Here is a 14,561-nt window from a genome sequence, read left to right as displayed (position 1 = left end):
GGTCTCTCCTAGGCGGGCGGGGCGGGCCAGCCGATGTCGGCTCGCCCGTGCCGGCGCGGGTGGTGCGGCTTGTTCCGGTCGTGGACCTGGTAGCCGTGGCCGTGCTGCAGGAAGTACCGCGGCGGCTCGTCCAGGCCCTCCACGATGATGGCCCGCTCGGTGACCTCCACCTCGCCCACCGCGCCGAGTGCCCGGGCGGCGCTCTCCACGACGGCCAACTCGGGTTTCTTCCACGCCTGGTGGCAGAGGTTGAGCTGCGCGACGGGGCAGATGTCGCACAGCTCACGGATGCCGTAGTGGCCGTTGTAGTCGGCCTCGCCGTGGGCGTAGGCGACCGCGCAGGACGTCTTGCGGAACAGCGGCCCGAACGGGGCGTCGGGGCTGCCGTCGCGGTGGAACGCCTGGAGGATCCGCTGCTCGGACTCCTCCGGCATGATCTTGCGCCGGGCGGTGCCCTTGTAGGGCTCGGGGAGGCCGTGGACCTTGTAGTACTCGGCGATCTGGTCGCGGAAGAACAGGCCGGTGAAGACGGTGGCGTGCGCGAACTGCGAGAGCTCCAGGGCGCGTTGGATGTGCTCGTCGCTGTCGTTGAGGCCGGGGACGATCGGGCGCCAGTACAGGATGGTGCGGTAGTTCTCGGCGTTGGCGAACAGGGTCTTGAGGCTGGCCGCCGCGATGGCGGAGTCCACGGGCTCGATGCCGGGGTGGTCGATCCCGGAGTGGGTGACCAGGATGGTCAGCTTGATGTTCTGGAAGGAGTTGAGGACGGCGCAGTCCTCCTCGGTGACCCGCCAGCGGGTGATCACCAGGACGTGGTTGCGCAGGCCCATCTCGTCCAGGAGCCGCAGCACGGTGAAGGTGTGGGGCTTGACGACGGGCAGCATCGGGTCGGTGGCGCGGTTGAAGATCTGGATCGGGGTGACGTGCGGCCGGAAGTAGTGGTGGCCGGTGAGGAGTTCGACGGCCTTCTCGTCGCTCATCAGGGCCCGGGGAGTCTTGAGCTCGAAGTTGTCGAACATGTGCCGCACGCAGTAGCCGCAGTCGAGCGGGCAGCCGATGACGTGGTTCAGCGACAGGCCGGACTTGCGGTACTCGATCGGGTCGGCCAGCTCCGGCTTGAGCCCTTCGATCTGCGTGGGCGTGAGCAGCGGGAGCGGCCGGCGGACACGGGCGGGGGCGGTCATGGTGGTGCCTCCTGGCGGAAGTTGATGCGGGAAGGCGGTACAGAAAACGGTCAGGTGCGGGACGGCGCGGAGGTGAGCAGGTCGCGGCGGTTCGCGCCGAACCAGGTGCCGAAGTCCCGGGCGACGGCGGCCGTGTCGTCGCTGGTGTGGATCAGGTTCTCCACCAGCCGCCCGGCGTCGCGGGCGTCGGTGAGGCTGTCGGTGCCGAAGTCGCCCCGGATCGTGCCGGGCCCGGCCTGGTCAGGGTCGAAGTGCCCGAGCAGGCCGCGAAGCCGCGCCGGGGTGCCGGCGGCGCCGCGCACCAGCGCGACGACGACGGTGCGGCCGACGTAGGTCTGCTCCAGGCAGTGCGGGATGCTCAGCGGCAGCCACCAGTCGGCGTCGACCAGCATGTCCCAGTAGTGGACGTGGATCTGCCACGGCGCGACGCTCACCCGCCTGGAGAAGACCACCTCGACGTCGCCGCGCTCGGCCAGGGCGGCGAGGACGATGTCGGCCAGGTCCCGCCGCACGCAGTCGGGCTTGAGCAGCACCACGCTGTAGCGGTCCCAGTCGACGCCGTCGACCACCGCGCCGGCCGCGGCGGGGCGGGCGGTCACCCGGTCACCTCCGCGGGCATCCGCCTCGGCCAGCGGCGGGCGGCCTGCCAGCGGTGGGCGGGGGTGAGGGTGGCCAGCAGCTCGGCGTCCACCGGGTCGGCCGCGCAGTGGACCAGCTGCCGCTGCACCTCGAACAGGCGGACGGTCTCCTGCCAGTACGGCGGCAGGTCCAGGGCGGCGATGTCCTTCGCGGTGTACTGCATCTGGTTGGTGCGCAACACCTGCTCGTGCACCAGGAGTTGCCGGATGGTCCCCCAGTCGGAGTCCGCCGGCATGGAGGTGGGGGTGAAGCGCGGCGGCAGGCCGACGCTGTGTGTGGCCTCGGTGAGCGCGTCGGTCAGCCGAGGGAGTTCGGCGACGGCGAGGTGCATCGAGCCGACGTGGTGGGTGTAGGTGCCCAGCTCCAGCCCGAGCAGGCGCGCGGTGAACTCCTGGATGAAGGTGAAGGAGAACACGTCGGCGATCAGGCCGCGGTTGGCGTCGTTCGCCCGCATGTAGGCCACCATGTGCAACTTGCCCTCACGGGCGAGGAGTTGCAGGCCGACCAGGCACGGGACGTCCGGGCTGGCCGGGTCGTCGAGGGCGCCCGGCCAGAACACCGGGAGGAACGCGCGCTTGGAGTCGGCCTCGGAGCGCAGCAGCGCGAGGGCCTGGTCGAAGGGCCCGTTGAACAGCCGCTTGCCGTACGCGGAGCCGTCGATGGTGGCACCGTCGGCGGAGTCGAGGCGGCGGCGGGGGGCGTAGTAGCCGATCATGTCGAGGTCGTTGCGGCCGCCGAGGTACCACAGCGCCTCGGCGTGGTGGTAGATCGGGTTCACCGGCCGGGACTCCAGGAACAGGGTGCGGGCCCGAGGATCGGTGATCGTGAAGCTCAGCCCCAGGGCCTCCTGGCTGTGGTTGCCCCTGGGCCTGTTGGTGAACTGCGGCGTTGTGACCAGGTGTTCGAGGGCCTGGCCGTAGGCGCGCTGGAAGCTGGGGAGCACGGGCGCGGCGAGCATGGGTGTACCTCCTTCGGTGGGCGGGCGTGCTGAAGGGGGCTCCGGCGGCTGTGCCGGGGCCTTGGTCTGACGGGGGTTCAGGCGGCGGTATCGGTACCGGCGACGGCGCGGGGGCGGGCCCGGAGGCTGCCGACCCGGATCTTCGGCCGGGAGGATCGGGCGGCCGACGCGGCCCCCAGCACGGCGATCTGGAGCCCGATGTCCTGCGGTTGCTCCGGCTGCTCTTCCGCGCTGGTCGCGGTGGCCTGGCCGTTGAGCGACTCGATCACCAGCTCGCACCAGACCTGCTGCCCCGCCCGGTCAGGTGCCGGGCCCCAGCCGAAGTCCGCCGCGTAGGCGCGGATCAGTGCCAGACCTCGTCCGCTCACCGCGTCGAGCCCGCTGATCCGCTCGGTCGGCAGGCCCCGGCCGGGGTCAAACGCGGCCAGTTGCAGCCTGCCGGACTCACGGTCCACAGCCACCGAGACGGTCAGCTCGGCGGACTCGCTGCCTGCCTCCCCCCGGAAACCGTGGATGATGGCGTTGGCGACCAGCTCCGTCAGGCAGACCTTGGCGGCGAAGATCTCATCGTCCGTCAGCTCTACCTGGAGGGGGACGAGTACGGCGGGAAGCTCCTTGCGGAGCTGGCCGACAGAGTCGAGCTTGGCGGGTGCTCTGAACGTGATGGCGGGCATGGCGAATCCTCCGGCCGTGCAGAAAGGTGCGGCTTGGGGTGAACCCGATGGCGCCAGCCCACTGCCGACTTCACCCCTTTCACCGGCAACCCGGTGCACTGTCCGATTCGAGAGCAAGGCCAGAGCGAAGAGACGGTCGTCGTGCAGGCAGCGCATGTCGAACGCAAACGTGATCACTGTGCGTCCCACCTCGGAAACGCTACGCTTCGCACGGGATCAAAAGGACTGGCCCCGAGTACGAGTAACTTGACGGCGCTCGTGCAGCGTTGGGAGCGAAGTGGCACCTCAGAACGGAGACCGCACCCTCGAAAGGCTGACTGGCGGCAGCCCACGCGCCGGCCAGGGGTTCGGCACGGTCTCCGGCCACCTCTTCAAGGAGATCAGGGAGCGAACGGGAACCTCCCAGGACCGCTTCTCGCAGGCCCTCGGCATCGACAAGAGCACCCTCCAGGGATGGGAATCAGGGCGCCGGTCGCTGAACGCTGTGCGGGCCGGGTCGCTGCGCACCCTCAAGCGGAACCTGCTCCGACTCGGCGGAGATCCGACGCTCCTTCTGCTTCTCGACCAGGCGCTCGACGCCGACAGCATCATCAACTTCGTGGTTGACGACCCGGCAATCGAGAAGGCCGCCGACCACCCGCTGGCCAGCTGGGTGCTCACGCGCGACACCACCCACATGCTGGCGTGGGCCCTGACTGGGATCGCACCGGCTTCTCTGCCACCCGCCGACAAGCCAGCACGCCGCGGGCCGACGCCAGCCTCGCCGCACCTGCCCGCAGAGGTGCGGACGGCGTTCTTCGGCCAGATGCGTCGCGCCGCTGAGCTCGCCAAGGGTTCCGGCGACGATGGTGCGCTGCTACGCCGCCAAGCCCTCTACCTGTGCTCCTACGACACGTCGACCGACACGGCCTCGTGGCTCGCCGAGATACGCCGCCGGCCCGCGCAGGCTACGCCCAAGGGTTGGTCGCCGGACTGGGCTGACGATCGCTCAGTTGCGACGTCCCTGACACGTCACGGCGACCAGGACGCGCTTGCCGCCTTCATGGCCAACGGCCTGGGTGACGAGATCGGTGAGGCCGCCAACTTGAACTACTGGGCGTACTGGCTGGGAATCGACGCGCTGCCCAAGGCAGATGATCAGTTCATGGTTGCCGCACCGGCTCAGTCGTGGGACGCTCTTGCCCTCTTGAGGGGGCTCGCTGATCGGCTGAAGCCCGGCATCGCCGCGATCGACCTGAACATCCACTCCGTCTGGGCGCTGCTGGCGCTCCGCAAGGGCCTTCTGGCAGCCGCGCCTGACCTCGGACGAACCCTCCAGGCGCGCGTCGTGGCGCTGCTCGATGCCGACGGAATCTCGACGCAGGCGCGCGAGGAACTCATCTCCCTGCACTACGGTCTGAAACTGACCACCTGAACTCACAAAGGACGAGCACATTGGACGACCAGCAGCACTCCGAAGGCACCATGAGCTATCTGTTCGAGGCCGGAGCGTTGAAGCGCGGCAAGCGGAGCGGCTGGTGGATCGCTGGTGTGAAGGATCCCGAGACGATCGCCGAGCACAGCTGGCGAACGGCCGTCATCGGTGCCGTGCTGGCGATGATGGAGGGTGCCGACCCCGCCCGGGTGGCGCTCCTGTGCACGTTCCACGACACGCAGGAGACGCGAATCGGCGACATCCCGTGGGTGGGCCGCCGGTACATCACGACGGCCTCCAACGAGGAAGTGACGGCGGATCAGGTCGCCGATGCCCACCCGGCGGTGGCCGAGGGCATCAAGAGCATCGTCCACGACTACGAGAACGGCGAGTCGCTGGAGGTACAGGTCGCCCACGACGCGGACAAGCTGGAGTGCATGATCCAGGGGTTGGAGTACCTGCAGCAGGGCTACCCTCGGGCTCAGGAGTGGGTCGACAGCACGAGGGCGAAGCTCAAGCTGGCTTCCTCGATCAAGCTGGCCGACGCGGCGCAGACCATGTCGCTGGCCGAGTGGCAGCGGACTTTCCTCCGGTAGCTCCGGGCGCACACGTGACGGGAACTGAGGAGCGCCGGATTGATGGCCGGCAACGGGCGGACGCCGCACTGGTCTGGGCGTATCACCACATGGGCCACGAGCTCCGGCCGTGCGACGTGGCGATCGGGCTCGGTTCGCACGACCTCGGAGTGCCGGCATACGCGGCCGAGTTGTTCAGCCGGGGGCTGTTCAACACTGTCGTGTTCAGCGGCGGCCCCAACACGACAGCCCCTGGCCGGTTTCCCGAGGGCGAGGCGGTGCGCTTCGCTGAGGACGCGGTGGCGCTCGGTGTTCCGGAGAGCGCGGTGCTCCGTGAGCCGCGGGCTCGCAACACCGGCCAGAACATCGCCTTCTCGCGGGAGGTCTTGAAGCAGGCCGGGGTGAAGATGCGCTCGGTGATGCTGATCTCCATGCCCTACATGGAGCGGCGGGCGTACGCGACATGCCGCCAAGTGTGGCCGGAGGTCCAGGTCGTGTGCGCCTCAGCACCGTTGTCGATGGAGGACTACGCGAGGACGGTCGGCGGGGAACAGCACGTGATCGACCACATGATGGGCGACCTTCAGCGGGTCATGGAGTACCCGGCGCGTGGGTTCGCCGTGGAACAGGTCATCCCTGCGGACGTGCTCAGTGCGTATCAGCGGCTTCGCGCTGACGGCTTCACCAGTCGCATGCTCGGTTGAGCCGGGTCAGGCGGCGGACCCTGTCGACTACGGGTCCGCCGCCGCTCCGGCGGTGGTGAGTGCAGTGCAGCAACCGGCTGACCGAGGTCATGGGGTTCGGCGGCGTCGACCAGGCTTCTTCGGCACTGGAAGGCGGTGCCTCTCGTCACGCTGTCACCCTCGGTCTTGTTAAGGCCTCGCTGCGCGGTCGGGCAGGCTTCCAGCGCCGTCTCCGCGCGCCCCCATCGACAGATCAGCGGTCCGGCTGGCGTACAAGGGGCCCCGGAATCGCTCCGGCCGACCGACGTAGGCCGACGGTGAAGGCTCTTGGTGGGATTGGCCGTTGTGGGCTGATCACCGTTGCGTGGCATGCCCCGCCCGGAACCAAAAACGGGCAGACCGGTTTGTTGTGATGGAGTGCTGGGCGCTTGGTAGAGCCGATGTGAAGCCGTGCGCAAGCATGGCGGGCGCCGTGAGGCCACGGGGGCCACGGCGCACCTCAGCTCGTCATCCGAGAGGACGAACCAGCTCATGAGACCCACCTTCAGCACCACGTTGCGTCGCGCCACCGTGGCCGGCTTGGCCGCGGTGATGTCCGTTTCTACTCTGGCCGGTGTGGCTGGCGCGGAGACAGACGCCTCGAACCAGGCCGACTTCGCGTTCTTCGAGACGTGGGCCGAGTACGAGGACGCGGGCAACAGCCTGGTGCTGGCCTGGAACGAGCAGACGGTGAAGGCCACCATCGCGCAGGTCGACCTGAACGGCGCCACGGGGATCCAGCCGCCGGTGTCCGCGCGCTACCACGCGATCGTCTCCACCTGTGTCTACGACGCCTGGGCCGCCTACGACTCCAAGGCGATCGGCACCCGCCTGGGCGGCCAGCTGCGCCAGGCGTGGTGGAAGCGGACCTACGCCAACCGCAAGGCGGCCGTCGCCTACGCCGCGCACCGGGCGCTGAAGGACCTCTTCCCGCAGCAGAGCGCCACCTTCGACGCGTTGCTGCAGTCGCAGGGCTACGACCCGGCCAACACCGAGGTGAACACCACCACCGCGGCCGGCATCGCGCACACAGCGTGCGACGCGGTGCTGAACTTCCGTCACAACGACGGCGCCAACCAGCTCGGCACCCCGGCGTACTCGGACCCGGGCACCACCGGCTACACCCCGGCCAACCCGCCGCAGGACATCAACGGCTTCAGCAAGGCCGCCGTCGTCAAGCCAGATGCCTGGGTTCCGCAGATCGTGGGCGGCGTCACCCAGAAGTTCGTCGCGGTCCAGTTCGCCACCGCCAAGCCCTACGCCCTCACCGCCCCGGGGCAGTTCCGCCCGGTGGCCCCGCCAGCCTACGGCACCGCGCAGGCCAACGCCGCGGTCGAGGAGCTGCGCCAGATCAGCGCCAACCTCACCGACACCCAGAAGGCGATAGCCGAGTTCTGGATCGAGCCCAAGGAGGGCCCGACCGGCCACCAGAACCGCCAGGCCCAGTGGGTGGCCCGCCGCGACCACAACATCCTGAGCAAGGATGTGAAGATGTTCTTCGGCCTCAATCTGGCGATGGGCGACGGCGGCATCGCGGTGCGCGACGCGAAGAAGTACTACGACTACGCCCGCCCGATCAGCATGATGCGCTACGCCTACGACGGCCAGCAGATCCAGTCCTTCGGCGGCCCGGGCCTGGGCACCGTCACCATGGACGGCAAGAACTGGAAGTCCTACATCCCCACCCCGGCCTTCCCCGCCTACATCTCCGGCCACTCCACCTGGGGCGCGGCCTGGGGCGAGTACATGAAGCTGTTCACCGGCAGCGACACCTACGGCGAGTCCGCCGTCGTCAAGGCCGGCACCCTCAAGTACGACACCAACGCCCCGGCCACCGACATCACCCTGACCTGGCCGACCTTCAGCGCCGCTGCCGCCCAGGACGGCATGTCCCGCCTGTACGGTGGCGTGCACTGGCGCTTCGACATGGAGCAGGGCGCGGTGCTCGGCCGCAACCTGGCCAACAACGCCTACACGGTGGCCAACAAGTACTTCAACGGCATCACCCCGAACGTCGCCCAGTGAACACGGGGCTGACGAGTAGCACTTCCTGACGGACCCTCGGGCGGACGGCCACCACTGGCCGTCCGCCCGAGGCCGTCCGCCCGCCGGCCGGCCATCGCCGACGCCGAGCGCCCCCATCGGCAGATGGGCAGTTCACCCGACGGTGCGCGCCCCTAACGTTCAGGAACACCTTCGAAAGGCCCAACTTGCCTTTCGTTCAGCACTGTTGACGGGAGGCCCATGGTGTGGAGCTGCCCGGGAAACGAGGGGAACATGGCGACTTCCAGCAGACCGCTTACGGACCTGGAGCCGGTACTGCGGCGGACCGCTTCGACGCCGGGCACGGTGGAGGGGCGGCTCGCGTTCCTGCTGCGCGCGAGCGCGGCGCTGCTCTTCCTGTGGTTCGGGGTCCTGAAGTTCGTGCCGGGGCTGAGCCCGGCCGAGTCGCTGGCGTCCCGCACGACCGAGGTGCTCACCTTCGGGCTGGTGCGCGGCCACCTGGCGTGCGTCCTGGTCGCCGCCCTGGAGGTGGCCATCGCGGTGCTGCTGCTGAGCGGGCGGCTGCCGCAGCTGACCGGGTTGGTCTTCCTCGGCCACATGGCCGGGACCGCGATGCCGCTGGTGCTGTTCCCCGCCGAGACGTGGGCCGCCCCGATGGTGGGCACCTTGGAGGGCCAGTACATCCTCAAGAACGTGGTCCTCATCGCCACCGTTGTGAGCGGGCTGGTGCTGACGATCCGTGACCGGGCGCAGACGACGACTGCGCAGGCGCCGGCGGTGCAGTCCGAGAAGGTGAAGGAGGCAGCCCTGGTGAACGCCAAGAACCGGCCGGGCGGTTTGATTTGACGGAGTCTCGGGTGATGGGTGGAGCCGGTGGGAGCGGCGGGACCAGCATGTCACCCGCCGTGAGGCCGACGGGGGCCACGGTACGAGCCATCAGCTCTCCCGAGAGGACAGCCACCCATGGGATCCGCCATCAGCGCGACCGCCCGCCGCGCGGCCGTGGCCACGGTCGCCGCCGTTCTGCTGGGCTCCACCCTGGCCACCGGCGCTTCCGCCGAGGTCACCGACTCCGACACCATGGTCCAGTTCGCCGCCGAGCAGCTCGCGGCGGAGAACGTGGACGCGGGCAACAGCCTGCTGCTGGCCTGGAACGAGAAGACCGTGGAGGCGACCATCGCCCAGGTGGACCTCAACGGCGCCGCTGGTATAGCCCCGCCGGTGGCCGCGCGCTACCACGCGATCGTCAACACCTGTGTGTGGGACGCCTACGCCGCCTACGACCGGCGCGGCATCGGGACCCGCCTGGGCAGCCAGCTGCGCCGGCCGTGGTGGCAGCAGACCTACGTCAACCGCAAGGCCGCCGTCGCCTACGCCGCCCACCGCGCGCTGAAGGACCTCTTCCCGCAGCAGACCGCGTCCTTCGACGCGCTGCTGCAGGCCCAGGGCTACGACCCGGCCAACAACTCGCTGGACGTCTCCACCGCGGCCGGCGTCGCGCACACCGCGTGCGACGCGGTGCTGAACTTCCGTCACAACGACGGCGCCAACCAGCTCGGCACCCCGCCCTACTCGGACCCGGGCACCACCGGCTACACCCCGGTCAACCCGCCGCAGGACATCAACAACTTCACCAAGTCCACGATCGTCAAGCCCGACGCCTGGGCTCCGCAGATCGTGAACGGCGCCACCCAGACCTTCATCGGCGTGCAGTTCGCCTCCGCGAAGCCGTACGCGATGACCACGCCCGGCCAGTTCCGCCCCGTCGCCCCGCCGGCCTACGGCTCCGCACAGGCCAACGCTGCGGTGCAGGAGCTGCAGCAGATCAGCGCGAACCTCACCGACACGCAGAAGTCGATCGCCGAGTTCTGGATCGAGGCCAAGGAGGGCCCGACCGGCCACCAGAACCGCCAGGCCCAGTGGGTGTCCCGCCGCGACCACAACACCCTGACCAAGGACGTCAAGATGTTCTTCGGTCTCAACCTGGCGATGGGTGACGGCGGCATCGCGATCCGCGAGTCGAAGAAGTACTGGGACTACGCCCGCCCGATCAGCATGATGCGCTACGCCTACGACGGCCAGCAGATCCAGGCGTTCGGCGGCCCGGGCCTGGGCACGGTGACCATGGACGGCAAGAACTGGAAGTCCTACATCCCCACCCCGGCCTTCCCGGCCTACATCTCCGGCCACTCCACCTGGGGTGCGGCGTGGGGCGAGTACATGAAGCTGTTCACCGGCAGCGACACCTACGGCCAGTCCGCGGTGGTCAAGGCCGGCAGCCTCAAGTACGACACCAACGCCCCGGCCACCGACGTCACCCTGACCTGGAACACCTTCAGCGAGGCGTCCGCCCAGGACGGCATGTCGCGCCTGTACGGCGGCGTGCACTGGCGCTTCGACATGGAGAAGGGCGCCGAGCTGGGCAAGAACCTGGCCAACAACGCCTACAGCGTCGCCAACAAGTACTTCGCGGGCATAACCCCCGTCGTCGCCCAGTGAGACGGTGGTGACCAACGCCGCTGACGGCGGCACCATCTGATGGCCCTTCGGGCGGCCAGCCCTCTGGGCTGACCGCCCGAAGCCGTCGAACGGCCGCACTCCGGCCACGAACGTGCCGCACGCGGCCCGCAGCCCGCCGCCAGCAGCCCGCACCTGCTGGGCACCCAGTCCACGCGTTCACGGGGAGGAAGATCCGTTGAGTACTGCAACGCCCGTGCCGCCGGGGCAGGAGCGGCGCGTTCTGGTCGTCGAGGACGACCCGACCGTCGCCGAAGTCGTCACCGGCTACCTCGACCGGGCCGGCTACCGCACCGTACACGCCGCCGACGGCCCCGCCGCACTCGACCTCGCCCGCCGGGTCGGCCCGCACCTGGTGGTGCTCGACCTGATGCTCCCGGGCCTGGACGGCCTGGAGGTGTGCCGACGGCTACGCGCCCAGGACGGCCCGCCGGTGCCGGTGGTGATGCTCACCGCCCGCGGCGACGAAGCCGACCGCATCCTCGGCCTGGAGACCGGCGCCGACGACTACGTCACCAAGCCGTTCAGCCCCCGCGAACTGGTCCTGCGCGTCACCTCGGTCCTGCGCCGCGCCGAAGCGGCACCGCAGCCCGTGACCCCGACACTGCTGCGCGCCGGTGCCCTGAGCGTCGACCCCACCGCCCGGCGGGCCGAGCGCGCGGGCAGGGAGCTCTCGTTGACGGTGCGCGAGTTCGACCTGCTGCTGTTCTTCCTGCGCCACCCCGGCCAGGTGTTCTCCCGCGAGGAGCTGCTGCGGCAGGTATGGGGCTGGGAGTTCGGCGACACCTCCACCGTCACCGTGCACGTGCGCCGCCTGCGGGAGAAGGTCGAGGACGACCCCGCCGTCCCGAGACTCATCTCCACGGTGTGGAGCGCCGGTTACCGCTTCGACCAGGCCCACGAGGAGGCCACGTCGTGATCGACATGCTCATCATCATCGCGCTCGCCGCAGCCGGAGCCCTGCTCGCCGGACTGCTCGGCCTCCCGGCGGTCAAAGCACTGCGACGGCGCTCGGTGGCCGCCTCCCTGTTCGCGGTCTCCGCGCTGTCCGTGCTCGCCATGGCCGCCGGCACCGTCGCGGTCGCGGTGGAGATGTTCATCTCCGTCCACGACTTCCACGTCGTGCTGATCGTCGCCGGAGTCTCCGGCGCCATCACCCTGATCGCCGCGCTGCTGTTCGGCCGCCGGATCGCCGCCGGTGCCCGTGAGCTCGCGGACGCCGCACGAACCGTCGCCGACGAGACCGGCTTCACCGCCCCGCCCGACCCGCCGACCGCCGAACTCGCCGCCCTGGCCGCCGCACTGGAGGACACCTCCGCGCGGCTGGCCGCCTCGCGGGAGCGCGAACGCGCGCTGGACGCCTCCCGCCGGGAGCTGATCGCCTGGATCTCCCACGACCTGCGCACCCCGCTCGCCGGGCTGCGGGCGATGGCCGAGGCCCTGGAGGACGGCGTCGCCCCGGACCCGGCCGGCTACCACACCCGGATGCGCCGCCAGGTGGAGCGGCTGTCGGGGATGGTCGACGACCTCTTCGAGCTCTCCCGCATCCAGACCGGCTCCCTGGAGCTCGCCCTCTCCCGGGTGTCGGTCTACGACCTGGTGGACGACGCCCTGGCCACCGCCCGCCCGCTCGCCCACGAGCGCGGGGTGCGCCTGGTGGACGACGGCATCGCCCGCGTCCCCGTCCACGCCGACACCCAGGGCATCACCCGCGTGCTGGGCAACCTGCTGGTCAACGCCGTGCGATCCACCCCCGCCGACGGCACGGTGGTGGTGAGTGCCCGTCAGGAGGCGGACCGGGTGGTGCTCGCCGTCGCGGACACCTGCGGCGGCATCCCGGACGGCGATCTGGCCCGGGTCTTCGACACCGGATGGCGCGGCACCCAGGCCCGCCCCGCACCCTCCGGCAACGCCGCCGCGCAGCGACGGCAGCAGGGCGACAGCGGCGCGGGCCTCGGACTGGCGATCGTGCGCGGCATCGTCGAGGCCCACGGCGGCCGCGCCTCAGTCCGCAACGAGGGAGCGGGCTGCCGCTTCGAGATCACCCTCCCCGCCGCCGACGCCGAACTCGCCCTCCTCGCCGGGTGAGGGACAGTGGCGCTCTGGGGCGGCACGTTCGGTTCGGCTCATGCGGCGAGGGCGAAGTAGCGCAGCCAGAGATAGAGGGCGGAGATGGCGATGGTGACGATGGTGACGGGGATGCCGTAGCGGGTGAAGGTCCAGAAGCTGATGGGCTGTTTGTTGCGTTCGGCGATGCCGAGGACGACGACGTTGGCGGAGGCGCCGATGGCGGTGGCGTTGCCGCCCAGGTCCGCGCCCAGGGCCAGCGCCCACCACAGGATCTGGCTGTGGGGCTGGCCGACGGTGTGGGCGAGGTCGGCAGTGATGGGGGCCATGGTGGCGACGTAGGGGATGTTGTCGACGATCGCCGAGAGGACGGCGGAGGCGCCGAGCAGGAGCATGACGGAGCCGAGCGCGTTGCCGCCGGTGGCATCGGCCAGGGCCTGGGAGACGGTGGCGATGACGCCGGTCTCGATGAGGGCGCCGACCATGATGAACAGGCCGCCGAAGAAGGCCAGGGTCGGCCACTCCACCTCGGCGAGGACGTCCTTCACTTCGGCTCTGGAGACGGCCACCAGCAGGCCGGCGCCGAGCAGCGCGACCACCGAGGGGGCGTAGTGCAGCACCGGGTGCAGGACGAAGGCGGCGATCACCAGGCCGAGCACCACGAGGCCCTGAGCCAGGAGCTTCGGGTCGGTGATGGCCTCGCGCTCGTCCAGGGCCATCACCGCGGACGCGCGCTCCTCGTCGTGGACGAAAGAGCCGCGGAACATGATCCGGCACATCCCCACCAGGACGGCGGTGAGCACGATCGCGAGCGGAGCGAGGTGGACGAGGAAGTCGTTGAACGTCAGGTCGGCTCGGCTGGCGATGATGATGTTGGGCGGGTCGCCGACCAGGGTGGCGATGCCGCCGATGTTGGAGGCGAGCACCTCGGCGATCAAAAACGGCGCGGCCTTGAGGTTCAGGCGCTCGCACACCAGCAGGGTGACGGGTGCGACCAGCAGCACGGTGGTGACGTTGTCCAACAGCGCCGAGGCGACTGCGGTGATGACCACCAGCATCACCATCACCCGGAACGGCTTGGCCCTGGCCCGTTTGACCGACCAGATCGCCAGGTACTCGAACAGGCCGGTGCGGCGCAGCACGCCGACGATCATCATCATGCCCATGAGCAGGAAGATGACGTTCCAGTCGATGCCGGAGTGGGTGGAGAAGAAGGCGGCCTCGTCGTCGGTGGCGCCGATGGCGAGCATCAGGGCGGCTCCGCCGAGGGCGGCGGCGACGCGGTGGACCCATTCGGTGATGATCAGGACGTAGGCGCCGGCGAAGACGGCGAGTGCGGCCCATGCCTGCCAGTTGCTCACGAGAGGCCCCCAGGGTCGGCTGTGGAGCAAGAGGGCTGTCCCCTTGCTCGCCGACCAGGCTTCCCGGCACACCGCAAGCGACTTTATCCGACTCTTACGCCTTTCTGACAGTCCCTTAACAGGTCCGGACAGGGACCATGCCCGCCCGGCCTGCCGCCCGGGCCATCGACCGGGCGCTACGCTCGCCGCCAGGTGAGCCGGGAAGACTGGTCGGCGCGATGACCTTGCGCGCCTCCAGGAAGAAGACCGCTGTGCAACAAGAGCACCGGCCCGTGAACCCCCGCCCCACCACCCCGGTGACCGCCTCGCGGAGTGCCCTGTCACCTCCGGGCATCGTGCTCGCCGCAGGTGGCACATCCGCAATGTGGCACACCCGCCCCTCACGGGCCTTCGGCCAGGGGTTCCTGCTCCTGTACGGCTGCGTCATGATCGGCGTTGCCTCTGGT

The 14,561-nt window shown here is 69.9% G+C and carries 13 protein-coding genes; 8 read left to right on the top strand and 5 right to left on the bottom strand.

The genetic code is table 11. From position 1 onward, the window contains the following. Positions 1 to 8 precede the first annotated feature (8 nt). The 4 genes from ACIA8O_RS00630 to ACIA8O_RS00615 form a co-directional block, all read right to left on the bottom strand. Entirely contained in the window at positions 9 to 1,184 is a 1,176-nt protein-coding gene (locus ACIA8O_RS00630; protein WP_396291292.1) for a radical SAM protein, read from the bottom strand. A 50-nt stretch (positions 1,185 to 1,234) separates the two neighbouring features. Further along, positions 1,235 to 1,783, bottom strand: a complete 549-nt coding sequence (locus ACIA8O_RS00625) for a nucleoside-diphosphate kinase (protein WP_396291291.1) — start codon at positions 1,781 to 1,783, stop codon at positions 1,235 to 1,237. Then, entirely contained in the window at positions 1,780 to 2,781 is a 1,002-nt protein-coding gene (locus ACIA8O_RS00620; RefSeq protein ID WP_396291290.1) for a thymidylate synthase, read from the bottom strand. Before ACIA8O_RS00620 ends, ACIA8O_RS00625 begins: the two co-directional genes overlap by 4 nt. A gap of 77 nt (positions 2,782 to 2,858) precedes the next feature. Then, positions 2,859 to 3,455 (bottom strand): ATP-binding protein, encoded by a 597-nt coding sequence (locus ACIA8O_RS00615; protein ID WP_396291289.1) that lies wholly within the window; start codon positions 3,453 to 3,455, stop codon positions 2,859 to 2,861. Between the two features lie 277 nt (positions 3,456 to 3,732). Here ACIA8O_RS00615 and ACIA8O_RS00610 point away from each other — a divergent pair, with 277 nt between their 5' ends. From ACIA8O_RS00610 to ACIA8O_RS00575, 8 genes are all read left to right on the top strand, one after another. Continuing rightward, positions 3,733 to 4,869, top strand: coding sequence for a helix-turn-helix domain-containing protein (locus ACIA8O_RS00610; RefSeq protein ID WP_396291288.1), 1,137 nt, complete (start codon positions 3,733 to 3,735; stop codon positions 4,867 to 4,869). 20 nt (positions 4,870 to 4,889) lie between these two features. Continuing rightward, entirely contained in the window at positions 4,890 to 5,465 is a 576-nt protein-coding gene (locus ACIA8O_RS00605; RefSeq protein ID WP_396291287.1) for an HD family hydrolase, read from the top strand. Positions 5,466 to 5,479: 14 nt separating this feature from the next. Then, a complete protein-coding gene (locus tag ACIA8O_RS00600; RefSeq protein WP_396291286.1) occupies positions 5,480 to 6,148 on the top strand; it encodes a YdcF family protein in 669 nt (222 codons plus the stop codon). Positions 6,149 to 6,658: 510 nt separating this feature from the next. Continuing rightward, on the top strand, positions 6,659 to 8,191 hold the full coding sequence (locus ACIA8O_RS00595; protein WP_396291285.1) for a vanadium-dependent haloperoxidase: 1,533 nt from the start codon (positions 6,659 to 6,661) through the stop codon (positions 8,189 to 8,191). A gap of 252 nt (positions 8,192 to 8,443) precedes the next feature. Beyond that, complete coding sequence (locus tag ACIA8O_RS00590) at positions 8,444 to 9,016, top strand: DoxX family protein (protein ID WP_396291284.1); 573 nt, start codon at positions 8,444 to 8,446, stop codon at positions 9,014 to 9,016. Between the two features lie 117 nt (positions 9,017 to 9,133). Further along, on the top strand, positions 9,134 to 10,669 hold the full coding sequence (locus ACIA8O_RS00585) for a vanadium-dependent haloperoxidase (protein ID WP_396291283.1): 1,536 nt from the start codon (positions 9,134 to 9,136) through the stop codon (positions 10,667 to 10,669). Between the two features lie 196 nt (positions 10,670 to 10,865). Then, the gene (locus ACIA8O_RS00580; protein WP_396291282.1) at positions 10,866 to 11,606 is read left to right on the top strand and encodes a response regulator transcription factor; all 741 of its coding nucleotides are present in this window, start codon (positions 10,866 to 10,868) and stop codon (positions 11,604 to 11,606) included. Further along, positions 11,603 to 12,775, top strand: a complete 1,173-nt coding sequence (locus tag ACIA8O_RS00575; RefSeq protein ID WP_396291281.1) for a sensor histidine kinase — start codon at positions 11,603 to 11,605, stop codon at positions 12,773 to 12,775. Before ACIA8O_RS00580 ends, ACIA8O_RS00575 begins: the two co-directional genes overlap by 4 nt. A 38-nt stretch (positions 12,776 to 12,813) precedes the next feature. Here ACIA8O_RS00575 and ACIA8O_RS00570 read toward each other — a convergent pair whose 3' ends face one another. Beyond that, positions 12,814 to 14,115, bottom strand: coding sequence for an ArsB/NhaD family transporter (locus ACIA8O_RS00570; protein WP_396291280.1), 1,302 nt, complete (start codon positions 14,113 to 14,115; stop codon positions 12,814 to 12,816). Positions 14,116 to 14,561: the final 446 nt, after the last annotated feature.

This window comes from Kitasatospora sp. NPDC051853, assembly GCF_044452665.1.
Lineage (GTDB): Bacteria > Actinomycetota > Actinomycetes > Streptomycetales > Streptomycetaceae > Kitasatospora.
The sequence above is the reverse complement of the archived record's forward strand: the minus strand, read 5'-3'. Positions and strand labels throughout refer to the sequence as shown.

What these genes read in the sequence shown, in the direction of transcription:
- ACIA8O_RS00620 (WP_396291290.1), bottom strand. Translation starts at nt 2,781, where the DNA reads ATGCTCGCCGCGCCCGTGCTCCCCAGCTTCCAGCGCGCCTACGGCCAG.
- ACIA8O_RS00585 (WP_396291283.1), top strand. Translation starts at nt 9,134, where the DNA reads ATGGGATCCGCCATCAGCGCGACCGCCCGCCGCGCGGCCGTGGCCACG.
- ACIA8O_RS00615 (WP_396291289.1), bottom strand. Translation starts at nt 3,455, where the DNA reads ATGCCCGCCATCACGTTCAGAGCACCCGCCAAGCTCGACTCTGTCGGC.
- ACIA8O_RS00630 (WP_396291292.1), bottom strand. Translation starts at nt 1,184, where the DNA reads ATGACCGCCCCCGCCCGTGTCCGCCGGCCGCTCCCGCTGCTCACGCCC.
- ACIA8O_RS00590 (WP_396291284.1), top strand. Translation starts at nt 8,444, where the DNA reads ATGGCGACTTCCAGCAGACCGCTTACGGACCTGGAGCCGGTACTGCGG.
- ACIA8O_RS00595 (WP_396291285.1), top strand. Translation starts at nt 6,659, where the DNA reads ATGAGACCCACCTTCAGCACCACGTTGCGTCGCGCCACCGTGGCCGGC.